Below are 21,399 nucleotides of genomic sequence, written 5' to 3'. Positions count from 1 at the left end.
TCCTTGTCGATGGCAGCCGTCCTTCATGGCAGCCTCGCCGCCGGCCGTCCCATTCCCAGGCGGAGCGTTCCGGGACCCAGGTCACTCCTTGTTGATGGTGTAGTTCTTGCGCTCGCCCTGGCCGCCGGCGGGCTTCTGCTCGCCGTTCACCCAGACGTCGCAGGCGGAGGCGTCATAGATCACCGCGTTGATGCGCGGCTGGTCGTACTGCCGCGCCTCGTTCTGCTTGAGGGTCTCGTCGCTGAGCACGGTGATCACATTGCCCGGCACCGACACGAAGATCTTGCAGGAGTCGTTGCGGGCCCGGACGACGAGCGTGCTCGTGTCGATGCCCGGCGGCGCCTGCGCGTCGCCGCTCGCCGGACTCGACGTCGTCGCGGTCGCGGAGGGGCCGGGGCCCTCCCGCATCATGCCGACGATGAGCGCGGTGGCGCCGATGCCGCAGGACGCCACGGTCGCGCCGATGAGCGCGATCACGGCCATCAGCCGGTAGCGGGGCGTCGCCTGGCGGCGCCCCGACCGGGGCCCGGCCATCGCGCGCTCCAGCCGGTCGACCGCGCGCGCGTGGCTGAGCCGGCGCGTCGGGTTCTTCTCCAGCAGCCCGGTGATGACGGGCGCGAGGGCGCCGGCGTTCTGCGGGGCGGGCGTGGACTCGTTGGCCAGGGCGCTCAGCGTCGCCATCACGTTGTCGCGCTCGAACGGAGGATGGCCCTCCAGGGCGGCGTACAGCGTCGCGCCGAGCGACCACAGGTCGGACCGGGGGGTGGCCTTCTCCCCGGCGGCGACCTCGGGGGCGACATAGGCGGGGGAGCCCATGAAGTGGCCCGTCTTGGTCAGGCTGGCCGACCCCGAGGAGAACGCGAGGCCGAAGTCGGTGAGCACGACCCGGTCGCCGTCCAGCAGGACGTTGCTGGGCTTGAGGTCGCGGTGCACTATCCCGGCCTTGTGCGCGGTGTTGAGGGCGTCCAGGAGGGCACGGCCGATGTGCGCGACGCGTTCGGGCGGGAGGGGCCCCGAACGCTCGATGAGATGTTCGAGGCTGGGCGCCTCGATCATCTCCATCACGATCCAGGGCCGGCCCTGCTCGATGACCACGTCGTACACCTCGACGATGGAGTGCGTGCGCAACTGAGCCGGCGCGCGCGCCTCTCTGAGGGTGCGGCGGTAGAAGACCACCCGGTCGTCCTCGGAGAGGTCCTCTGGGAGTCGCAGCTCCTTGATCGCCACCGAGCGATCGAGGAGCTCGTCATGCCCTCTCCAGACGGTGCCGTTGGCACCCTGACCGATTTCCGAGACCAGCCGGTAGCGCGTCGCTAGAACGAGGCGCTCTGACTGTGACATGGCGGAAAAGATACCGGAGTGGCCAGGCGGTCATCGGGGAGACCTCATTACCAACGTCGATTTTGGGCCGATAATGTGACCTACCGGCCAGAAACATCGGGGAAGGGCGCTCCGGAGGCCCGGCCGGCCGGCCGGCGGACGCCGCCGAACGTCAGCGCCTGCCGATGCTGAGGACGGGTCCGGTGGTGTCGGCGAAGAAGTCCTCGCCCTTGTCGTCCACCACGATGAACGCGGGGAAGTCGGCCACCTCGATCTTCCAGACGGCCTCCATTCCGAGTTCCGGGTACTCCAGGACCTCCACCTTCTTGATGCAGTCCTGGGCGAGCCGCGCGGCGGGGCCGCCGATCGAGCCGAGGTAGAAGCCGCCGTGCTCCTTGCAGGCGTCGGTCACCTGCTTCGACCGGTTGCCCTTGGCCAGCATGACCAGCGAGCCCCCGGCGGCCTGGAACTGCTCGACGTAGGAGTCCATCCGCCCGGCCGTGGTCGGGCCGAAGGAACCGGACGCGTAGCCCTCCGGCGTCTTGGCCGGCCCCGCGTAGTACACGGCGTGGTCGCGCAGGTACCGCGGCATCGGCTCGCCCGCGTCCAGCCGCTCCTTGATCTTGGCGTGCGCGATGTCGCGGGCGACGACCAGCGGCCCGGTCAGCGACAGCCGGGTCTTCACCGGGTACCGGGTCAGCTCGGCGCGGATCTCGGCCATCGGGCGGTTGAGGTCGATCTCCACGACCTGGTCGTCGAGCTGGTCGCCGGTCGTGTCCGGGAGGTACTGCGCCGGGTCGGTCTCCAGCCGCTCCAGGAACACGCCCTCCGCGGTGATCTTCGCGAGGGCCTGCCGGTCGGCGCTGCACGATACCGCCATCGCCACCGGGCAGGACGCCCCGTGCCGCGGCAGCCTGATCACCCGCACGTCGTGGCAGAAGTACTTGCCGCCGAACTGCGCGCCGATGCCGAGCCGCTGCGTCAGCTCGAACACCTGGAGCTCCAGCTCCAGGTCGCGGAAGCCGTGGCCCAGCGCCGAGCCCTCGGTCGGCATCGTGTCCAGGTAGTGCGCCGACGCGTACTTCGCGGTCTTCAGCGCGTACTCGGCGGACGTGCCGCCCACGACGATCGCGAGGTGGTAGGGCGGGCACGCGGCGGTGCCCAGCGAGCGGATCTTCTCCTCCAGAAAGGACATCATCCGCTTCGGGTTCAGGACGGCCTTCGTCTCCTGGTAGAGGAACGACTTGTTCGCGCTGCCGCCGCCCTTGGCCATGAACAGGAACTTGTACGCGTCACCGGGGGTCGCGTAAAGCTCGATCTGCGCGGGCAGGTTGCTGCCGGTGTTCTTCTCGTCCCACATCGTCACCGGCGCCATCTGCGAGTAGCGCAGGTTCAGTTTCGTGTACGCGTCGTACACGCCGCGTGAGATGTGCTCCTCGTCCCCGCCGTCGGTCAGGACGTGCTGGCCGCGCTTGCCCATCACGATCGCGGTGCCGGTGTCCTGGCACATGGGCAGGACGCCGCCGGACGAGATCCCCGCGTTCTTCAGCAGGTCCAGGGCCACGAAACGGTCGTTGGGGGACGCCTCGGGGTCGTCCAGGATCCGCCGGAGCTGCGCCAGGTGCGCGGGACGCAGCAGGTGCGCGATGTCGCGCATGGCGGTCTCGGTGAGCAGCCGCAGCGCCTCCGGCTCGACCTGCAGGAACGTCCGCCCGTTCGCGTCGAACGTCGAGACCCCGTCGGAGGTCAGCAGCCGGTAGTCGGTGTCGTCCGGGCCGAGCGGCAGCAGGTCGGTGTAGGAGAACTCAGGCATCTCAGGCAGATCCTCGCGCGATTGGGATGGGCCGGACCACAGGGTACGACCTGGGTTCCCGGGACGGGCACGGCACCCGGCCGTGACGCCCGGCCGTGACACGGGCGGTCCCTCCCGGCGCTGAACATGATGTGACCGACCTTCATCTGCCCCTCGACCGGAGCGCCGGGCGGCTGGCGGCCCAGATCGCCGCGGGCTTCCGCTCGGCCGTGCGGTCCGGCCGGCTGACCGCCGGGACGCGGCTGCCGTCGAGCCGTGACCTCGCCCGCGACCTGGACGTCTCCCGCGGGGTGGTCGTCGCCGCCTACGAGCAGCTGACCGCCGAGGGGTTCCTCGTCGCGCGGCGCGGCGACGGCACCCGCATCGCGCCACTCGCCCGTCCGGACGAGGAGCCCGCGCCCGCGCCGGGCGGCCCCCCGCCGCCGGAGCCCGCGCCCGCCTACGACCTGTGGCCGAGCCTGCCCGACCTGTCGTCGTTCCCCCGCGACCGCTGGATCGCCGCCGCCCGCGCCGCGCTGCGCACGCTCCCGCACGACGCCCTCACCTATCCCGACCCCGGCGGCGTGCACGCCCTGCGCGCCGAGCTGTCCGGGTACCTCGCCCGGGTCCGCGCCGCGCACACCGACCCGGCCCGGATCGTGATCATGAACGGGGTGGCGCACGGGCTGTCGGCGCTGCTGCGGCTGCTGCGCGCCGACGGGCACACGGCACTGGCCGTCGAGGACCCGACCAGCCACCGGCAGCTGCCCATGCTGGACGCGTCCGGACTCCGGACCGTCCGCGTCCCCGTGGACGCCGAGGGCGTGGACGTCGGCGCGCTCGCCCGCACGGGGGCGCGGGCGGTCCTCGTCACGCCCGCGCACCAGTACCCGACCGGCGTCGTCCTGTCCCCGGCCCGCCGCGCCGAGCTGATCGCCTGGGCGCGGAACGTGGACGGCCTGATCCTGGAGGACGACTACGACGCCGAGTTCCGCTACGACCGCGAGCCCGTCGGCTGCCTCCAGGGTGTCGAGCCCGACCGCGTCGTCCTGCTCGGCTCGGTGAGCAAGTCCCTGGCCCCCGCGCTGCGCCTCGGCTGGGCCGTGGCGCCGCCGGTCCTGGCCGGGCGCCTCCGGGAGCACCGCGAGAACACCGACCTCGGCGCGCCCGTCCTGGACCAGCACGCCCTCGCCGAATTCCTCAGGGGCGGCGGCTACGACCGCCATCTGCGCACGATGCGGCGGCGGTACCGGCACCGGCGGGACGCATTGACGGAGGCGCTCAGCGTCCACCTGCCCGACGCGATGGTTCACGGCGTCTCAGCGGGCATCCACCTCTATGTGGAACTACCGGCCGGACTGGACGAGGACGAGGTCGTGGCCCGCGCGGCACGCGCCGGGGTGTCGGTCGCGGGCGCCCGCCCCATGTGGTCCCCGGCACGTGCCGGGGACGCGCAGCCCGCGCTCGTCCTCGGCTATGCCAGCCTGACCGAGACGCACCTGGTCAAGGCCGCAGAACTCCTCGGTCAAGCGGTTACACACGGTGCTGAGGGGTAGGACACGCATCCCTGGTGTAGGAGGTATGCATGAGTCTGGAAGAGGCCGCTCGACAGCTGAAGATGGCCGCCCATGACGCCGAGGTGGCCTTCGACTGCGTCGGCCTTGGCGACCTCGAAAGGGCACAGGAGCACGCCGTGACCCTGCGCGCCGCGGCCGACGCCGCCGAGGTGGCACTGAGCCGCGCCCTGCAGGACATGACGCCGGAGCAGGCCCAGGCCGAAGGCGAAAAGGCCCTGCAAGCCCTCGAAGACGCCTGACACTGGCGCAGCCCTCGGTCGACGCTCAGGCGTGGCCGGGGGCTTACGTGCGCCCAACAGCAGGTCAGACCACGGGCCGGTTCATGACCGGAGCGTCCGGCCGGGCGCCCTTCACAGGGGTGGGGGAGAACCCGGAGGCAGTGGCGAAGACGACGAGAATCAGGGCCGTGGGTGCTATGAACGCCAGGCGCAGGCCGTTGTCCTCGCTCAAGGGAGCGATGGCGCCTACCAGGGCGGCGCCCAGGACGAAGCCGACGTAGTTGAAGATGTTGACGCGGGCCACGGCCACGCCGAGGCCGGTGGGGTCGACGCGGCCGGCGGCGGTGAAGCAGACCGGGGCGATCACGGCGAGGCCCAGCCCGGCGACGGCGAACGCGGCGATGCCGAGGGCCGCGTTCGGGGCGGCGACGACGCCGGTCATGCCGACGAGGCCGACGGCGGCGCCGAGCCGGACGACCCGGACGGGGCCGGAGCGCCGGACGGCGAGGTCGGCGACGCCGCGGCTGACCACCATGGCGACCTGGTACGCCACGTAGCCGAGGGGCGCGACCCAGTCGGCGCCGGACAGTTCGTCGTCGAGGTACTTGGCGCCGTAGTTGGAGATGGCGGAGTCGGCGAGGTAGGCGACGGCCATCGCGGCGCCGACGACGAGAATCGGCCGCCAGGGGACGCGGCGTCCGGCGGCCTTGAGCTCCTCGGCGGTCGGGCCCTCGCCCTCCTCGCCGCGGGCGTAGAGGCGGTGGCCGGTGGCGAGGGAGGCGGCGATGCCGGCGGCGGCCGCGATCGCGAAGCAGGCGGCCAGCGGCAGGTCGATCCGGTTGCTGAGGGCCGCCCAGAGGCCGCCGAGGATGCCGGCGACGCTCCAGACGGCGTAGAAGCCGGTGATGAGGCTCATGCCGTAGCGGCGCTCGACGGCGACGGCCTGGGCGTTCATCGAGGCGTCCACCGCGCCGACGAAGAGGCCGAACGCGGCGACCGCCGCGTAGAGGGCGAGATCGTTGTCGCCGGTGAGGCCGATCAGCGCGATCGTGACGGCGACCGCGGGCTGCGACACCCGCAGCACCGGGCCGCTGCCGAACCGCTTGAACAGGGCACCCGACGCGGCGCTGCCCACCCCGGCGATGACCGGGACCATCAGCAGCACCAGCGCGAGCGTGGCGTCGCTCAGGTGGTGGGCCTTCTGCATCTGGGGGACCTGCGTCACCAGGGAGGCGAAGCAGAGCCCCTGGACGGCGAAGGCCGTGTAGGCGGAGAGCCGGGCCTGCCGATCCCGTGCCGTGATGCCCTGGCTCATATGGCCCGCCCCCTCTGCGCCGCACAACGTGAAGAAAGTTCGCGTCAGCGTAGGAGCAGGTTACGCCCCTGGTCAACGGTCAGTCGATGAGGCGCTTCCGCATCCCGCGGACGGCGATCGTCCACATCAGCGCCGCGAAGAGGACCAGGGCGCCGAGGTGCCCGAGGTCGGCCAGCGGGTCCAGGCCGAAGACCGCGTCCCTGACCAGCTCGACGCAGTGGTAGAGCGGGTTGAAGTACGAGGCCGTCTGCGCCCAGCCGGGCAGCGCCTCGACCGGGAAGAACGTCCCCGCGATCAGGAACAGCGGCGTCACCACACCGGTGATCACGTAGTCGAACGAGTTGATGGACGGGACCACCGACGACGTCCACGTCCCGAACAGGCCGAAGCCGAGCGCGGTGAAGAACGTCACGATCGGCACGAGCAGCATCCCCCACGAGGGGTCGAGGCCGAAGAACAGCGCCACCACCAGCGGCGTGCACGAGTACACCGCCGACTTGGCCGCGATCCACAGCGCCTCGGCCGTCACCAGTTCGTGGACGTCGACGGGCGTGGCGAGCATCGCGTCGTAGGTGTGCTGGAACACGCGCCTGATGTAGCCGTTGAACATCCCCGGGAACACCGACGTGAACAGCGCCGCGACCCCGACGACGCCGGTCGCGACGAAGTCCAGGTACCGGTAGTCGCCGATGACCGCGATCATCGAGCCGAACCCGTAGCCGAACGCGAGCAGGAAGAAGGTCGGCTCCACCATCGAGGCGAACGACTGCGACTTCCAGTACCTCTTGTACAGGGCCAGCTCGTGGCGCCAGATGCCGCGCACCGGCGCGAACTCGAACCGCCGAAGGCGCGGCGCCCGCTCCACCTGAACGCTCATTCCTGCTCCTTGCGGGGGACGACCCCCCGCGCCCCCCGGTTCGCTGCGCTCATTCCTGCTTCTTGCGGGGGGACGACCCCCCGCGCCCCCCGGTTCGCTGCGCTCATTCCACGCGCTCCCCGGTCAAAACAACGAACACGTCTTCGAGGCTGGCGGCGCGGCGCACGCCGTCCGGGCCCAGCTCGTCCTCCAGGGACGGCGGGATGGTCTCGGCCTTCAGGACCGACACCGACGGGCCGGTGCGGCGCGTGGACAGCCCGGCGCCCTTGGCGATCCGCTCCACCTCGGTCAGCCGGTCGGGCGGCCCGTAGTGCTCGACGACCCGGGCGCCCGCGTACTCGGCGACCAGCGACGACGGCGAGCCCCGGGCGATGACGCGGCCGTGCGACATCAGCGCGCAGTCGTCGGCGAGCCGCTCGGCCTCCTCGATGTAGTGGGTCGACATCAGGACGGTCGTGCCGCGGGCGCGCAGCCCGTCGATCAGCCCCCACAGCTCCGCCCGCACCTGCGGGTCGAGGCCGACGGTCGGCTCGTCCAGCAGGACGAGGGCGGGGGCGTGGACCAGGCCGCGCGCGATGAGCAGCCTCCGCCGCATCCCGCCGGACAGGTCGTCCACCTTCGTGAGCTGCTTGCCGGTCAGGTGCGCCAGGGCCAGCGCGTCGTCGACCGCCTGGCGGCGCGCCCGGCGCGGGACCCGGTACAGGTGCGCGAACACTTCGAGGTTCTCGCGGGCGGTCAGCTCCTCGTCCAGGTTGTCCTGCTGCGGGACGACCCCCATCACGGCCCGCGCGCGCTTGGACTCACGCGGTACCTCGAAGCCCAGCACGCGTATGGCGCCCTCGTCGGCGATGGCCTGCGCGGTCAGCATCTTCATCGTGGTGGACTTCCCGGCGCCGTTCGGCCCCAGCAGCCCCAGGCACACCCCCGGCGGGACCTCGAGGTCGAGCCCGTCCACGGCGGTGAAGTCGCCGAAGCGCTTGACGACGCCCCGCAGGCTGATGGCGGCCTCCCGGCCGTCCCGCTCGCGGGCGGCCTCGGCCTGGACACGTTGCACCGTCATGAACCTCACAGTACGGAAATCACGCGACATAGCCCCAACGGTTTTCCGGGCTCCGCCATGTCGCCCGGACGGCCGGGGCGGCGAACGAAGGTTAGTCTCTAGGTGTGGACGTCCCCCAGCACCCGGCCCCCGGAAAGGTGACGCGCGTGCGCGACCTGCGCGCGTCCGACGCCGACCGGGAACGCGTCGTCGCCGTCCTCGGCGAGGCACTCGCCGACGGCAGGCTCACCATGGAGGAGCACTCCGACCGCACCTCCCGCGCCTACGCCGCCCGCACGCTGGGCGAACTCACCGGCCTCACCGGCGACCTCATCCCCGAGGAGGCCCAGCCCATCCTCGTGGACGACCGCCCGGTCTCGGTCTTCTTCGGCCGCACCCGCCGGGACGGACGCTGGGTCGTCCCGGTGAAGCTCCCGCTGCTCGCCCTGTTCGGAACGGTCGAACTGGACCTGCGCGAGGCCGTCCTCCAGCGCCGCCACATCGTGGTCGACTCGCTGGTCCTCGGCGGCCGGGTCCGGCTCCTCGTCCCCGATGGCGTCCGCGTGGACGTCACCGGCCGCACCATCCTCACGACCCGCGACGTCCGCGCCCGCCCCGTGGACGAGGGCCCGACCATCGAGCTCGGCGGCACCATGATCTTCGGTTCCGTCCGCGTCCGCGCCCCGAGGCTCCCGCTGCGCGCCCGCGTCCGGAACCGCCTCACCCGCGGCCGGTAGCCCCGGCTCGCCGCGGGCCGGTCAGACCGCGGTGTCGAAGTTGATCGCGCTGTAGGCGCGGAGCTTGCCCAGCTGGTGCTCGCTGGAGATCGTCCGGATCGTCCCGCTGCGGGAGCGCATGACCAGCGAGTGCGTGACGGCCGTGCCCTTGCTGTAGCGGACGCCGTCGACGAGCTCGCCGTCGGTGATGCCGGTCGCGGCGAAGAACACGTCGTCGGACGTCACCAGGTCGTCGGTGGTGAGCACCCGGCCCAGCTCGTGCCCGGCGTCCGTGGCCTGCCGGCGCTCCTCGTCGTCCTGCGGCCACAGCCGGCCCTGGATCACCCCGCCCAGCGCCTTGATCGCGCAGGCCGCGATGATGCCCTCCGGGGTGCCGCCGATGCCGAGCAGCAGGTCGACGCCCGTCCCGGGGCGGCACGCCATGATCGCGCCGGCCACGTCGCCGTCCATGATGAACTTGATCCGCGCCCCGGCCTCGCGGACCTCCTTGGCGATGCCCTCGTGCCGCGGCCGGTCGAGGATGCAGACGGTCACGTCGTTCGGCGACGAGCCCTTCGCCCGCGCGATCGCCCGGATGTTGTCGCCGATCGGGCGCTCGATGTCGACGGCGTCCGCCGCCTCGGGGCCGGTCACGAGCTTCTCCATGTAGAACACCGCGGACGGGTCGAACATCGACCCGCGCGGCGCCACCGACAGCACCGCGATCGCGTTGTTCATGCCGAGCGCGGTCAGCCGCGTCCCGTCCACCGGGTCGACCGCCACGTCGCACTCGGCGCCGGAGCCGTCCCCGACCTCCTCGCCGTTGAACAGCATGGGGGCGTCGTCCTTCTCGCCCTCGCCGATCACCACGACGCCCTGCATGGACACCGTGTTGATCAGCTGCCGCATGGCGTTCACGGCCGCCCCGTCGGCGCCGTTCTTGTCCCCGCGGCCGACCCAGCGGGCCGCGGCCATGGCGGCGCCCTCGGTGACCCGGACCAGCTCCATCGCGAGGTTGCGGTCCGGGGCCTCCGGCTCGGTCGTCAGCGGAGAGGAAACGGTGGTCTCGTCGGACATGGCGCGGCGCCCTTCGTTCGGTGGTGACTCGGATTCTCGGTGGACCGGACGCCCCGTCACAAATTGGACCAGACCAACGGGAGCCCGGACCACCGGCCCGGCGGACACGGACGCCGGACGGGCCGGATTTGACGGTCACACGGCCAAGGGATCGTTTCCCCATGGGAGAGGGCGTAATCTCAGGCGTCATGAGCAGCCACATCGACGTCCCGTCCGGCGAGGTGTCACACAACGGGGGAACGCGGTCCGGCGACGCCCCCGCGCGGACCTCCGACCGCGGGGCCGCCACGCGCGGTGCCCTTCTGGCCGCGGCGCGGGACGTCTTCTGCGAGTCGGGCTTCGCCCAGGCCGCCGTCACCGACATCGTCGCCAAGGCGGGCGCGAGCGTCGGCAGCCTGTACCACCACTTCAACGGCAAGGCCGATCTCTACCTGACGCTGTTCGAGGAGTTCCAGGCCGGCCAGCAGGAACGCACCCGCGAGGCGATCAGCGCCGTGCGGGAGGCGGGCGAGACCGACCCGATGCGGCTGTTCATCGCCGGCGCCGGCGCCTACCTCAACGGCTGCATCGAGGAGCGGGGCGTCGCGCGGCTGTTCATCTCCGGCGACGGCCCGCCCGGCTTCGACCGCGTCATGCGGCAGCGGCTGAACAAGTGGGCGCGCCGCAACGCCGCCCTGTTCCACACCGCCGACGGCGGCGTGGACGAGGCCCTGGTCATGGTGCTGACCGGGGCGATGGCGGGCGCCGTGTCGGAGATCTCACTGCTGGACGACGAGGACGCCGCCCGCAGGCTCGCCGACGAGATCATGGGCATCGTCGGCACGATCAGGAACCCCCGTACCGAGCAGCGCTGACCGTACGGGATCCTGGAGGGGTGACCGACAAGACCCCACGTTCCGTCCCGGAAGCCGAGGACGCCCCGCGCGAGGCGGAGGCTCCGCGTGAGCACGACGTCCCCCGCGAGGAGGGCGCCCAACACCAGGACGACGCCCGGCAGGAGGCCGGGGCCGCGGGAGCGGACGGCGCCGCGGCCCAGGGGCACACCGGCGCCGGACGGCCCGTGATCGAGGTGAGCCCCGCCGTGCACAAGCGGCTGACCACGGGGCTCGGCGGCTTCACCATGGCGATGGCCGCGTGCCTGGTGCTCGTCCTCGCGATCTACGCCGTCACGCCGCGCAGTGACGAGCAGATCCTGCCGACCGTCGACTACAGCGCCCAGCTGTGGGCGATGAGCAACGACGCCCCCTTCACCGTGTACGCGCCCGAGGGGCTTTCGGAGCGCTGGCGTCCCACCAGCTCCCGGCTGCACGGCCTCGGCAAGGGCGGCGACGAGCCCGTCGCGTGGCACCTGGGGTTCGTGACGCCCGGTGACGAGTACGCGGCCCTGGAGCAGAGCAACGAGAAGGCGTCCGAGTACATCCCGCGCATGACCAACAGCAGCGTGCCCATCGGGACGCACCAGGTCGGCGGCGACGTGTGGAACAAGTACCACCGCAAGGACAAGAAGGCGAACTCCCTGGCCCGGACCCTCCCGGACGGGACGAGCCTGGTCGTGACCGGCACGGCCACCTACGAGGAGCTGGCGGTCCTCGCGGCCTCGCTCAAGCCCCAGTCGAAGGACGGCGCGCCCCTGACCCCCACGGGCGCCGCCACGCCGGGCTCGTAGGCCCGGATCCTAGAACGGCGCGGGGGGGTCGCCCTCGTCGGGCTGCGCCATCGCCGCCGCCAGCCGTGCGCGGGCGCCCTCCAGCCACTCCTCGCAGATCGCCGCGAGCTTCTCGCCCCGCTCCCACAGCGCGAGGGACTCCTCCAGCGTCAGGCCGCCCGCCTCCAGCCGCTTGACGACGTCGGCCAGCTCGTCCCGTGCCTGCTCGTACGACGGCTTGCCCGCCGTCCCCGTCTCGTCCGCCATCCGCTCCACTCTTCCATCCTCCGGGTACAACCCCATACCCCGGAACGCCTCAGGACTTGTCGCGCTCGTCGACCGTCACGCCCAGCCGTCCGCCGGCCAGCCGGACGTGGAGCCGCTCGCCCTCCTCGACCTCCGCGGCCTCCCGCACGACCGCCCCGTCCTCCCGCTGGACGATCGCGTACCCGCGCGCCAGCGTCGCGGCGGGGGACAGGGCCAGCAGCCGGGCGCGGGTGTGCGACAGCTCGTCGCCCGCCCGGTCCAGCGCGCCGGACAGGCAGCGCCGCGCCCGGTCCCGCAGCGCCAGCACCCGCTCGGACTGCCGCTCGACCTCCCGCACCGGGTCGGCCAGCGCCGGACGCGACCGGATCGCCGCCAGCCACGCCAGCTCCCGCTCCACCCCGCCCGCGATGCAGCGCCGCCCCCGGTCGCGCAGCTGCCGGACGAGGTGGAGCTGCTCCCGCACGTCCGGGACGGTCTTCTTCGCCGCGTCGGTCGGGGTGGACGCCCGCACGTCCGCCACCAGGTCCAGGAGCGGCGCGTCCTGCTCGTGCCCGATCGCGCTGACCACCGGGGTGCGGGCGGCGGCGACCGCGCGGACCAGCGCCTCGTCCGAGAACGGCAGCAGGTCCTCCATCGCGCCCCCGCCCCGCGCGATGACGATCACCTCGATCTCCGGGTCGGCGTCCAGCGCCCGCAGCGCCTCCATCACCTCGCCCACCGCGTAGGAGCCCTGCACCGCCGTGTTCTCCACCCGGAACGCCACCGCCGGCCACCGCCGCCGCGCGTTCTCCAGGACGTCGTGCTCGGCGTCGGAGTCGCGCCCGCAGATCAGCCCGATCCTGCCGGGCAGGAACGGCAGCGGCCGCTTGCGCTCCGGGCGGAACAGCCCCTCGGCGGCCAGCACCCGCTTCAGCCGCTCCAGCCGGGCCAGCAGCTCACCGACGCCGACCGGCCGGACCTCCAGGGCGCTGAGCGAGAACGTCCCCCGGTTGATCCAGAAGTCGGGCTTGGCGTGGACGACGACCCGGGCGCCGTCGGTCACCACCGGGCTGTTCCGGGGGGTGTGGGGGGTCGGCCCCCCACCGGTGACCAGTCCGGCCGCCTCGAACACGGCGCGGGGGCCGACGACCCGCACCGACATGTTCGCCACGGGGTCGCGGAGCGTCAGGTAGACCGTCCCGCCGCGGGCGTTGAGGTCGGTGATCTGGCCCTCGACCCAGATGCGGCCGAGCCTCCCGATCCAGCCGCTGACGGCCTGCAGGACCGTCCGCACCGGGACGGGGGATTCGGCCGAGGTCTCCATCGCCATGCGGGCACCCTACGGTGAGACCGTGACCGCATCCGAACGCGAGCTCGCCGAACGCCTCGGCCAGCGCCTCCGCCAGGTCGTCCTGATGCTGCGCCGGGACAGTGCCGACCAGCCGATCACCAGCCAGCAGCTGTCCGTCCTCACCTCCCTGGACCAGGGGCCGCGCCGGATGACGGAGCTGGCCGCCGAGCACGGCGTCCGGCTCCCGACCATGACCGCGCAGGTCAACCGGCTCGAACGCGACGGGCTCATCACCCGCGGCCGAGACGGCGCCGACGCCCGCGTCGTCATCGTCCGGCTCACCCCCACGGGACGCGACCGCCTGGCGGCCGGACGCGAACACCGCATCGACCTCCTGGCGGCACGCCTCGCGCAGATGACGGACGAGGAACGCGCGGCGGTCGCCGCGGCGCTCCCGGCCCTGGACAAGCTCCTCACGCCCTGAACGGCTGCGAAGCCCACCGGACGCGACGAAGGGCCCCCGGAAGCGTCGTCCGGAGGCCCTTGTCGCTGCATTCGCGGGTCAGGTGGCGCCGTTGAGCTTCGCGATGCGGCGCTCGTACATGCGGATGACGTCCTCACGCCCGGCGTGCTTGCGCTCGTACTCGCGCAGCAGCTTCACCTGCTCGACGGACAGGCCGCGCAGGCGCGCGCGCAGCTGCGGCAGCGTGGCGCTGTCGTAGTCCGGGACGGGCAGGTCCTCCACGAGGTGCTCGGCCTCGGCCTGCGCGGCGGGCTTCAGCTCCGGCTTCGGCTCGAACGCCGCCTCGTCCTCGGCCTTGGCCTTGGCCGCCTCGTCCTTCGCCGTGTCCTTGGACGTGTCCTTTGCCGTGTCCTTGGCCTTCGCGTCCGCACCGGCCTTCGGCAGGTTTTTGCCCTTCGGCGGGCTCCCGGGCGTGTCGGCGGCCTTCGGGCTCGGAGCCGGCTCGGCCTGCGGCGCCGGTTCCGGCTTCGGCTCGGCGGGCACGGGCTTCGGCGCGGGCTCGGCGAACGGGCCGGCCTTGTCCGCCCGGTGCTTGCCGGGGGCCGTGGCGCGCTTCGGCGGCTTCGGCGGCGGCCCCGGACGGGTGTGCCTGGGCGCGGGACGCGTCCCGGCGCCGGGCTTGCCGATCGTGATCTCCTCGCCGGTCTTCCGCGCGGCCGTGGCTGCCGCCTTCGGCCGGCGGGCGGGCTCGGGCTCGGGTGCGGGCTCCTCGCCGCGGACGCGCTCCACCACGCGGCCCACCACCTTCTCGGCGGTGGTGTGCACGTCGTCGCGCAACCGCCCGAGCACCGGCTTCACGCCCTCGCCCTTGGTGATCTCCCTGTAGTCCCGGGTCACCCGGTCGCCGAGCAGCAGGGCCCGGCCGACGCCGAACATGGCCAGCCGGACGGCGTGCAACGGGAGGTCGCGGACCTGTTCGCCCACCGTGTCCTGAACCTGCTGCTTGAGGCGGCGCGGCGATCTCGTCATCGTCTTTCCTCTTCCTTGCCGTCCTGAACACCGGATCGGGTCATGCGGCTGCGTCTCGTCGAAGTTCACTCTGCCCCATGGGTGCGATGGTGGTCACCCCGGGCTAATGGATTTCTGTCTAAAAGCGGCGTGCCGTGTCTCACACCCGTGGCCCACCGTTCGCCCTACCCCCATCGGCGGCGGTGTTAGCCGTACGTTCGCGCGGGTCAGGGCAAGTCACCCGTGCTGCACGGCGCTTGTGCCGTCACTCGTACGATAGAGGCATGACCGCCAACAGCCAGCGCCGTGTCCTGCTCGCCAAGCCGCGTGGTTACTGCGCGGGCGTCGACCGCGCCGTGGAGACGGTCGAGATCGCCCTGGAGAAGTACGGGGCCCCGATCTACGTCCGCAAGCAGATCGTCCACAACGTCCACGTCGTCAGGACGCTGGAGGAACGCGGCGCGATCTTCGTCGACGAGACCGAGGAGGTCCCCGAGGGGGCGATCGTGGTGTTCTCCGCCCACGGCGTCGCGCCCTCGGTGCACGAGGAGGCCAAGGGCCTCGACCTGCGCACCATCGACGCGACATGCCCGCTGGTCACCAAGGTCCACAAGGAGGCCGTGCGCTTCGCCGCCGACGACTACGACATCCTCCTGATCGGCCACGAGGGCCACGAGGAGGTCATCGGCACCACCGGCGAGGCCCCCGACCACATCCACCTCGTGGACGGCCCCGAGGACGTCGCCAACGTCACCGTCCGCGACCCCGAGAAGGTGGCGTGGCTGTCGCAGACCACGCTGTCGGTGGACGAGACCGTCGCCACCGTCGAGAAGCTCCGCGAGCGGTTCCCGAAGCTGATGGACCCGCCGTCCGACGACATCTGCTACGCCACCCAGAACCGGCAGGTCGCCGTGAAGGAGATGGCCGGGCAGTCCGACCTCGTCATCGTGGTCGGCTCCACGAACTCCTCCAACTCCGTCCGCCTGGTCGAGGTGGCCAAGGAGCACGGGGCCCGGAGCGCCTACCTGGTCGACTACGCCGAGCAGATCGACCCCGCCTGGCTGGAGGGCGTCACCACGGTCGGCGTCACCAGCGGGGCCTCCGTGCCGGACGAGCTGGTCCAGGACGTGCTGGCCTGGCTGTCGGAGCGGGGCTTCGGTGAGGCCGAGGAGATCGAGTCCGTCAAGGAGCACATGCGCTTCTCGCTCCCGAAGGAACTCCGCAAGGACCTCCGCATCACCCCGGTGTAGGGGCGTCCCCGCGGAGGGGTCAGTCCACTTCGCCGTGGTGGGGGCGGCGCTCCTGCGTCGTGGTGGGGGACTCGTCCCACCGGACGGGGTTCTCGTTCTCCTCTTTCTCGAAGAGGCGGACGCCGGCGAGCTTGTCCTGCAGTTCACGGACGTTCGTCATCAGACCGCGGGACAGGCAGATCACCACCGTCAGCACCGTCCCGAAGAACAGCCACGGCGCCGTCGCGGCGAGCGCGGTCAGGACCCCCACGGTGACACCGCGCACCAGCGACCCGTTGCCGAGCGTGGTGGCGAACTCGACCGCGAACGTGGCCGCGAAGAACACCAGCGGCGGGCTGACGACGAGCGTGAGCAGGTCGGCCGGACGGGTGGCGAACGCCGCCAGGGCGCAGCCGATCGCGAATCCGGCCCCGGCGAGCAGCGGCACGCCGAGCCAGCGCGACAGCAGCCCGCAGACCACCCCGGCGCCGAAGATGACGACGGCGCCGCCCCGTCCGGTGAGGGCGATCGGGCTTGCCGGGGAGGCGGCCGAGGACGGGCGCGCAGCCGGGGGCGAGGACGATGCACCGCGCCGACCTCGCACTGGACCCCCAGGGACCGGCGACGTGCCGCCCGGCGCGTCGCGTACCGACGATGAACTCATGGCCACCTCTCTCGCCGATCAAGCCGATCTGTCCGCTCGGGGATGGCCCGTCCGCCGAAACCTACCGGTTCCGTGGCCGAGTCAGGATGAGACTGTTCCTCGCTTGCGTAGTGGTCGTCCTCTATGGGGTCGTCTTCAGGGGAGACGGGGTCCTCGTCCAGGGAAGCATCGAAGCGGGTGTCATGTCCGGTCAGTTCGGCCGCAGAGAGCGAACGGGGGCTTTCCTCGACCGGACGGGGGCCGTCCAGGTCATCGTCGACCACGCCCAGTTCGTTCAGCTTGCGCGCACTGACGAGCACGCGCGTCTCCAGCGATCCGACCGTCCGGTTGTAGGACTTGATGGCGCCGGTGAGCGCGCGGCCCAGTTCGTCCACGTGCTGGCCCATCGTGCCCAGCCGCTCGTACAGCTCCTTGCCCAGGTCGAACACCGCGCGGGCATTTCGTGACAGTGCCGCCTGCTGCCACGCGTACGACGCCGTCCGCAGCATGGTGATGAGCGTCGTGGGGGTGGCGATGTGCACCCGCCGCCGTATCGCGTACTCCAGCAGGCCGGGGTCGCGGTCAAGCGCCGGTGCGAGGAACGCCTCACCCGGGATGAACAGGACGACGAACTCCGGCGCGGGACTGAACGCCTGCCAGTACGACTTCGCCGCGAGGCGGTCGACGTGGTCGCGCAGATGGCGCGCGTGCGCGTCCAGCCGCACCGGATCGCCGCTTTCCGCCGCCTGCAGGTACGCGGCCAGCGACACCTTGGAATCGACCACGATGCTCTTGCCGCCGGCCAGCCGCACCACCATGTCCGGGCGGACGGTGCCGTTCACCGTGAACGCGCCGGCCTGCTCGTCGAAGTCGCAGTGGTGCGCCATCCCCGCCAGCTCCACCACGCGGCGGAGCTGGAGCTCTCCCCAGCGTCCCCGCGCCTCGGGCCGCTGCAGCGCCCGCACGAGCGACTGCGTCTCGCGCCGCAGCTGGTCGGAGCTCTGCCGGACGAAGTCGACCTGCTTGGCCAGCATCGCGTGCGACTCCCGGCGGCCCGTCTCGACCTCGCGGAGCTGCTCCTCGACCTTCGCGAGCGTCTCCTTGAGCGGCGCGACGAGATGCTCGACGGCCTGCTGCCGCCGCTGCAGGTCCCCGGCCGCCTCGACGCCGGACGCCTTGAGCCGGGCGTCGGCCAGTTCGAGAAAGCGCTGGTTGCTGGCGTCCAGCGCCTTCGCGGACAGGTTCTCGAAGTGCTCGGCCATCCGGTCCTCGGCGTAGGCGAGCTTCTCCTCCGCCGCCCGTGCCCGTGCGATCAGCGAGCCCTGCCTGCTCGTCGCGAGCGCGTATCCGGCGACGACGCCGAAGACGGCTCCGACGAGGAGGCCGGCGAACAGCGCGAGGTCCATCCGTTCATCGTGACAGCGCGGCGCCGAACGCCGGTCGCGACGCGCCGTGCCGGCCCGCCTCACCGGACATTCGGGCCGACCCGCGCCCCGCCGGGGCGATCCGGGCAGCCCGAGGGGTCCGCGGACGCCCATAAACTTGACGGCCGTGAGCCTCTCCATCGGAATCGTCGGCCTGCCGAACGTCGGCAAGTCCACCCTGTTCAACGCGCTGACCAAGAACGACGCGCTGGCCGCGAACTACCCGTTCGCGACCATCGACCCCAATGTCGGTGTGGTCGGCGTGCCCGACCCGCGACTGACCGTGCTGGCGGAGATCTTCGGCTCGCAGAAGATCATCCCCGCGACGATGGAGTTCGTCGACATCGCCGGCATCGTCCAAGGCGCCTCCGAGGGGCAGGGCCTCGGCAACAAGTTCCTCGCCAACATCCGGGAGACCAACGCGATCTGCCAGGTCATCCGCGTGTTCGAGGATCCCGACGTCACCCATGTGGACGGGGACGTCGCCCCGTCCCGCGACATCGAGACGATCAACACCGAGCTGATCCTCGCCGACCTCCAGACGATCGAGAAGGCGCTGCCGCGCCTCGACAAGGAGGCGCGCACCAAGAAGGACAAGGACAAGCTCGCCGTCGTCGACGCCGTCCACGCCGCCCAGAAGCTCCTGGACGACGGCGTCACGCTCTTCGCGGGCGCCGAGAAGGCCGGGATCGACCTGGCGCTCCTGCGCGAGCTCCAGATGCTCACGGCCAAGCCGTTCCTCTATGTCTTCAACCTCGACGAGGCCGAGCTGACCGACGAGGCGCTGCGCGCGCGGCTGCGCGACCTGGTCGCCCCCGCCGAGGCCATCTTCCTCGACGCCAAGATCGAGGCCGAGCTGATCGAGCTGCCGGACGACGAGGCGCTCGAACTGCTGCAGAGCATGGGGCAGGAGGAGTCGGGGCTGGCGCAGCTCGTCCGGGTCGGGTTCGCGACCCTGGGCCTGCAGACGTACCTGACCGCGGGCCCGAAGGAGGCGCGGGCCTGGACGATCCGCAAGGGGGACACCGCGCCGGAGGCCGCCGGGGTCATCCACACCGACTTCCAGCGCGGCTTCATCAAGGCGGAGGTCGTCTCGTTCGACGACCTGACCGCCGCCGGCTCCATGGCCGCGGCCAGGGCCGCCGGCAAGGTCCGCATGGAGGGCAAGGAGTACGTCATGCGGGACGGCGACGTCGTGGAGTTCCGCTTCAACGTCTAGGGGCGGCGGGCGTCCGGGCAGGTCAGTGACCTGTGTGATTTTGGCGACAGCCGGGGCACGGGAGGATCGTGTGGCCACTGAGCTGGGCCTTCTGTCGTGAGATGTCCCGATTATGACACTCTGTCGGATTCTTTCGGGAAGAAAGTGCGATCGCCATCGCCACCCCGGTAACCAAGCAACTCCCGAGTCGTGCCGCTTGTCCGGTACCTGGACCTGCGCACTGTTCGGAGCCTTGGATAGGGGATCGTCACCGTTTGGCAATCTTCCCCGTTCCTGCTGAGGTGGATTGCATTATCCACAACCGCGTGCCGGGGCTGTGCTTTGCTGGGATGCGCTGGAACAATTGACGCCCGTGGTTACCCTGGGCCCGAGGTGGGTTCAGAAAGGCCACCGGCACATGATCAGGCACACATCAGCGCGCCGACCGGGGGCGAGGCGCGAGCGGAGGCGGGATGGCTCGCAGGTCGGCCGTGGGACGCGGCCGTGACACGGCCGTGGTCGAGGAGACGGCGGCGCCCGGCCGGGCGCTCTCGTCGTCCGTCGACCCCTGGGACCCGCCCGGCGGTGACCGCCGCGGGCGCTCCGGTGGCGGCGGCCGTGGCGGCGGCCGCTGGGGCGGTGCCGGCGGGCGCTGGTGGGTGTGGGCCGGGCGCGCCGTGCTCTGGGCAGTGATCATCGTCGTCCTGGTCAACGGCATCCGCGCCCCGTTCGAGCGCTTCACCGCCGACGAGACCGCCGGGGGGCCCACGACCACGGCCAAGCCGCAGCGGGGCGCCGGCTTCCCCAGCAGCGCCGCCGGCGCGTTCGCCCTCCAATTCGCCGACGTCTATCTGAACTTCGACCAGAACAACGCCGCCGCCCGCGAGGCGCAATTGCGGACCTTCCTGCCCGACGGCGCCGACCCCCAATTCGGCTGGAACGGCGCCGGCCGGATGCAGGTGCAGTCCATCCAGGTCGCCGGAGTGGACGCCCGCGACGCCAACAACGCGACCGTGACGCTGCTCGCCCGCAACGGCGAGAAGTGGCTGCGGCTCGCCGTTCCCGTGTACGCCGACAAGGGCGGGTCCCTGGTCGTGTCCGCCCGTCCCGCGCTGCTTCCCCCGCCCACCAAGGCGCAGCTTCCCGAGGGCGGCGTCCAGAACCGCGACACCGCGCTCGAAGGCGAGCTCCAGCCCTTCCTCGGTACCTTCTTCCAGGAGTACGCGACCGGCAACCAGGAGGCCCTGTCACGCTTCTCCGACGGGACCACCATCGCCGGTCTCGCCAATTCCGTGACCTTCGTGCAGGTCAGGGAGGTCGTGGCGCCGAAGGGATCCCCGGGCGAGCGCACCATCACCGCGACCGTCGTCTGGCGTCCCGCCGCGGGCGGCGACGGCGAGCTGGAGCAGACCTACCAGCTCGCCATGGTGAAGAGCGGCGACAAGTGGCTCGTCCGCAACATCCGCGGGACCACGCGACCGGACACATCATGAGAGGCCCTGATTTGAGCGAACCGACCCCCAGCGAATCCGCCGACCAAGGAAGGTGAACATCGATGCTGCACCACATTATCGCGTCGATTCCCTACGACCTCCTTGCGGCGCCCAATGACGAACTGAAGACCGATCAGCTCGCCGACTGGCTGCGGCAGATATTCGGTCCGCTGTTCCTGGTGATCGTCTCCATTGTGGCGATCTTCTTCCTGTTCACCCGCGAGATCACGCGTTTCGTTCAGTTCATCCTTCTGGCGATCGGAATCGGGGTGGTCTTCTACGTGCCCAACATCATCGAGACCACGGCCAAGGCGATAGCCACGGCCCTCGGCGTGGACGTCAGCTGACCGGCAACCCGTGCTCGCGCGGTTAGGGGAGTAGGGGCGTGGATCTACCCACGTACACGAACATCTGGCGCATCGAGAAGCGGCTGTACAAGCTGTACGACCTGCGGCTGCCCATGCCGCTGCCGCTCGTCCAGATCGGCGTCTTCCTCGGCGTGTTCGTGCCCTGGATCGTCCTGCTCAGGGTCGTCGGCATCCCCTTCGAATCCCCCTGGCACGTCCTGTACATCGTCCCGCCGGGGGTGCTGACCTGGCTCGCCACCCGCCCGGTCATCGAGGGCAAGCGGCTCACCGAACTGCTGCTCTCCCAGGGCCGCTACCTCGCCGAGCCCCGCACCTGGTGCCGCCTCACCCCGATCCGCGAACCCCGCGAGGTCGTGATCGTCGCCCGCGTCTGGCGCCGCGCCGAGGCCCCCGCACCCGTCGCGGCCATGGAGCGTGCCGCGATCAAGTCCCACCGCAAGGCGCGGCACCAGCCCGCCGC

22 protein-coding genes are annotated in these 21,399 nt (G+C 71.6%); 11 read left to right on the top strand and 11 right to left on the bottom strand.

The features are described from left to right. Positions 1 to 81 precede the first annotated feature (81 nt). Positions 82 to 1,341 (bottom strand): serine/threonine-protein kinase, encoded by a 1,260-nt coding sequence (locus E1289_RS18175; protein WP_131981649.1) that lies wholly within the window; start codon positions 1,339 to 1,341, stop codon positions 82 to 84. A gap of 151 nt (positions 1,342 to 1,492) precedes the next feature. Beyond that, complete coding sequence (locus E1289_RS18170; protein WP_131981647.1) at positions 1,493 to 3,133, bottom strand: fumarate hydratase; 1,641 nt, start codon at positions 3,131 to 3,133, stop codon at positions 1,493 to 1,495. A 131-nt stretch (positions 3,134 to 3,264) separates the two neighbouring features. Between E1289_RS18170 and E1289_RS18165 the strand changes: the two genes are divergently transcribed. Further along, positions 3,265 to 4,668, top strand: coding sequence for a PLP-dependent aminotransferase family protein (locus E1289_RS18165; RefSeq protein ID WP_131981645.1), 1,404 nt, complete (start codon positions 3,265 to 3,267; stop codon positions 4,666 to 4,668). Between the two features lie 29 nt (positions 4,669 to 4,697). Continuing rightward, a complete protein-coding gene (locus E1289_RS18160; RefSeq protein ID WP_131981643.1) occupies positions 4,698 to 4,928 on the top strand; it encodes a hypothetical protein in 231 nt (76 codons plus the stop codon). Positions 4,929 to 4,992: 64 nt separating this feature from the next. Here the strand turns inward: E1289_RS18160 and E1289_RS18155 are convergent, their stop codons facing one another. The 3 genes from E1289_RS18155 to E1289_RS18145 form a co-directional block, all read right to left on the bottom strand. Then, a complete protein-coding gene (locus E1289_RS18155) occupies positions 4,993 to 6,222 on the bottom strand; it encodes an MFS transporter (protein WP_243712914.1) in 1,230 nt (409 codons plus the stop codon). A 79-nt stretch (positions 6,223 to 6,301) separates the two neighbouring features. Further along, on the bottom strand, positions 6,302 to 7,099 hold the full coding sequence (locus E1289_RS18150) for an ABC transporter permease (RefSeq protein ID WP_131981641.1): 798 nt from the start codon (positions 7,097 to 7,099) through the stop codon (positions 6,302 to 6,304). A gap of 103 nt (positions 7,100 to 7,202) precedes the next feature. Next, positions 7,203 to 8,159, bottom strand: a complete 957-nt coding sequence (locus tag E1289_RS18145) for an ABC transporter ATP-binding protein (protein ID WP_131981639.1) — start codon at positions 8,157 to 8,159, stop codon at positions 7,203 to 7,205. Between the two features lie 104 nt (positions 8,160 to 8,263). Here E1289_RS18145 and E1289_RS18140 point away from each other — a divergent pair, with 104 nt between their 5' ends. Next, positions 8,264 to 8,875 carry a DUF1707 domain-containing protein gene (locus E1289_RS18140; protein ID WP_131981637.1) on the top strand — a complete coding sequence of 204 codons (612 nt, stop codon included), beginning with the start codon at positions 8,264 to 8,266 and terminating at the stop codon, positions 8,873 to 8,875. 21 nt (positions 8,876 to 8,896) lie between these two features. Here the strand turns inward: E1289_RS18140 and glpX are convergent, their stop codons facing one another. After that, the gene (gene glpX / locus E1289_RS18135) at positions 8,897 to 9,931 is read right to left on the bottom strand and encodes a class II fructose-bisphosphatase (RefSeq protein WP_131981635.1); all 1,035 of its coding nucleotides are present in this window, start codon (positions 9,929 to 9,931) and stop codon (positions 8,897 to 8,899) included. Positions 9,932 to 10,119: 188 nt separating this feature from the next. Here glpX and E1289_RS18130 point away from each other — a divergent pair, with 188 nt between their 5' ends. Together E1289_RS18130 and E1289_RS18125 are read left to right on the top strand one after the other, a co-directional pair. Then, positions 10,120 to 10,785 (top strand): TetR/AcrR family transcriptional regulator, encoded by a 666-nt coding sequence (locus tag E1289_RS18130; protein WP_131981633.1) that lies wholly within the window; start codon positions 10,120 to 10,122, stop codon positions 10,783 to 10,785. Between the two features lie 20 nt (positions 10,786 to 10,805). Beyond that, positions 10,806 to 11,597 (top strand): DUF4245 domain-containing protein, encoded by a 792-nt coding sequence (locus E1289_RS18125; RefSeq protein WP_243712912.1) that lies wholly within the window; start codon positions 10,806 to 10,808, stop codon positions 11,595 to 11,597. A gap of 9 nt (positions 11,598 to 11,606) precedes the next feature. On the opposite strand, the gene E1289_RS18120 is transcribed toward E1289_RS18125, so the two are convergent. Together E1289_RS18120 and xseA are read right to left on the bottom strand one after the other, a co-directional pair. Beyond that, complete coding sequence (locus E1289_RS18120; protein ID WP_131981631.1) at positions 11,607 to 11,843, bottom strand: exodeoxyribonuclease VII small subunit; 237 nt, start codon at positions 11,841 to 11,843, stop codon at positions 11,607 to 11,609. A gap of 49 nt (positions 11,844 to 11,892) precedes the next feature. Further along, entirely contained in the window at positions 11,893 to 13,152 is a 1,260-nt protein-coding gene (gene xseA / locus E1289_RS18115; protein ID WP_131981629.1) for an exodeoxyribonuclease VII large subunit, read from the bottom strand. A 22-nt stretch (positions 13,153 to 13,174) separates the two neighbouring features. On the opposite strand from xseA, the gene E1289_RS18110 reads away from it, so the two are divergent. Further along, a complete protein-coding gene (locus E1289_RS18110; protein ID WP_243712910.1) occupies positions 13,175 to 13,597 on the top strand; it encodes a MarR family transcriptional regulator in 423 nt (140 codons plus the stop codon). 78 nt (positions 13,598 to 13,675) lie between these two features. Here E1289_RS18110 and E1289_RS18105 read toward each other — a convergent pair whose 3' ends face one another. Further along, complete coding sequence (locus tag E1289_RS18105; protein ID WP_131981625.1) at positions 13,676 to 14,605, bottom strand: hypothetical protein; 930 nt, start codon at positions 14,603 to 14,605, stop codon at positions 13,676 to 13,678. A 263-nt stretch (positions 14,606 to 14,868) separates the two neighbouring features. On the opposite strand from E1289_RS18105, the gene E1289_RS18100 reads away from it, so the two are divergent. Continuing rightward, entirely contained in the window at positions 14,869 to 15,834 is a 966-nt protein-coding gene (locus E1289_RS18100) for a 4-hydroxy-3-methylbut-2-enyl diphosphate reductase (RefSeq protein ID WP_131981623.1), read from the top strand. 19 nt (positions 15,835 to 15,853) lie between these two features. Here E1289_RS18100 and E1289_RS18095 read toward each other — a convergent pair whose 3' ends face one another. Both E1289_RS18095 and E1289_RS18090 read right to left on the bottom strand, forming a co-directional pair. Further along, positions 15,854 to 16,417: a DUF6542 domain-containing protein gene (locus E1289_RS18095; RefSeq protein WP_243712908.1), complete on the bottom strand. Its 564-nt coding sequence runs from the start codon at positions 16,415 to 16,417 to the stop codon at positions 15,854 to 15,856. Between the two features lie 56 nt (positions 16,418 to 16,473). Further along, complete coding sequence (locus E1289_RS18090; RefSeq protein WP_131981621.1) at positions 16,474 to 17,862, bottom strand: DNA recombination protein RmuC; 1,389 nt, start codon at positions 17,860 to 17,862, stop codon at positions 16,474 to 16,476. 145 nt (positions 17,863 to 18,007) lie between these two features. Between E1289_RS18090 and ychF the strand changes: the two genes are divergently transcribed. The 4 genes from ychF to E1289_RS18070 form a co-directional block, all read left to right on the top strand. Beyond that, positions 18,008 to 19,099, top strand: a complete 1,092-nt coding sequence (gene ychF, locus E1289_RS18085; protein ID WP_131981619.1) for a redox-regulated ATPase YchF — start codon at positions 18,008 to 18,010, stop codon at positions 19,097 to 19,099. Positions 19,100 to 19,551: 452 nt separating this feature from the next. Beyond that, on the top strand, positions 19,552 to 20,571 hold the full coding sequence (locus tag E1289_RS18080) for a conjugal transfer protein (protein ID WP_243712906.1): 1,020 nt from the start codon (positions 19,552 to 19,554) through the stop codon (positions 20,569 to 20,571). Positions 20,572 to 20,633: 62 nt separating this feature from the next. Further along, complete coding sequence (locus E1289_RS18075) at positions 20,634 to 20,918, top strand: hypothetical protein (RefSeq protein ID WP_131981617.1); 285 nt, start codon at positions 20,634 to 20,636, stop codon at positions 20,916 to 20,918. A 38-nt stretch (positions 20,919 to 20,956) separates the two neighbouring features. After that, positions 20,957 to 21,399, top strand: a 443-nt coding sequence (locus E1289_RS18070) for a conjugal transfer protein (protein ID WP_131981615.1), incomplete at its 3' end; no start/stop codon positions are given.

Source organism: Actinomadura sp. 6K520 (genome assembly GCF_004349245.1).
In the GTDB taxonomy this organism is placed as follows: Bacteria; Actinomycetota; Actinomycetes; order Streptosporangiales; family Streptosporangiaceae; genus Spirillospora.
Note: the sequence above shows the minus strand (reverse complement) of the source record. Positions and strands in the feature narration are given on the sequence as shown.

Excerpts from the sequence above, each read along its gene's own strand:
- E1289_RS18100 (WP_131981623.1), top strand. The coding sequence starts at position 14,869 with ATGACCGCCAACAGCCAGCGCCGTGTCCTGCTCGCCAAGCCGCGTGGT.
- E1289_RS18155 (WP_243712914.1), bottom strand. The coding sequence starts at position 6,222 with ATGAGCCAGGGCATCACGGCACGGGATCGGCAGGCCCGGCTCTCCGCC.
- E1289_RS18120 (WP_131981631.1), bottom strand. The coding sequence starts at position 11,843 with ATGGCGGACGAGACGGGGACGGCGGGCAAGCCGTCGTACGAGCAGGCA.
- E1289_RS18090 (WP_131981621.1), bottom strand. The coding sequence starts at position 17,862 with ATGGACCTCGCGCTGTTCGCCGGCCTCCTCGTCGGAGCCGTCTTCGGC.
- E1289_RS18145 (WP_131981639.1), bottom strand. The coding sequence starts at position 8,159 with ATGACGGTGCAACGTGTCCAGGCCGAGGCCGCCCGCGAGCGGGACGGC.
- E1289_RS18160 (WP_131981643.1), top strand. The coding sequence starts at position 4,698 with ATGAGTCTGGAAGAGGCCGCTCGACAGCTGAAGATGGCCGCCCATGAC.
- E1289_RS18080 (WP_243712906.1), top strand. The coding sequence starts at position 19,552 with ATGGCTCGCAGGTCGGCCGTGGGACGCGGCCGTGACACGGCCGTGGTC.
- E1289_RS18170 (WP_131981647.1), bottom strand. The coding sequence starts at position 3,133 with ATGCCTGAGTTCTCCTACACCGACCTGCTGCCGCTCGGCCCGGACGAC.
- E1289_RS18175 (WP_131981649.1), bottom strand. The coding sequence starts at position 1,341 with ATGTCACAGTCAGAGCGCCTCGTTCTAGCGACGCGCTACCGGCTGGTC.
- E1289_RS18150 (WP_131981641.1), bottom strand. The coding sequence starts at position 7,099 with ATGAGCGTTCAGGTGGAGCGGGCGCCGCGCCTTCGGCGGTTCGAGTTC.
- E1289_RS18105 (WP_131981625.1), bottom strand. The coding sequence starts at position 14,605 with ATGACGAGATCGCCGCGCCGCCTCAAGCAGCAGGTTCAGGACACGGTG.
- xseA (WP_131981629.1), bottom strand. The coding sequence starts at position 13,152 with ATGGCGATGGAGACCTCGGCCGAATCCCCCGTCCCGGTGCGGACGGTC.
- E1289_RS18130 (WP_131981633.1), top strand. The coding sequence starts at position 10,120 with ATGAGCAGCCACATCGACGTCCCGTCCGGCGAGGTGTCACACAACGGG.
- glpX (WP_131981635.1), bottom strand. The coding sequence starts at position 9,931 with ATGTCCGACGAGACCACCGTTTCCTCTCCGCTGACGACCGAGCCGGAG.
- E1289_RS18075 (WP_131981617.1), top strand. The coding sequence starts at position 20,634 with ATGCTGCACCACATTATCGCGTCGATTCCCTACGACCTCCTTGCGGCG.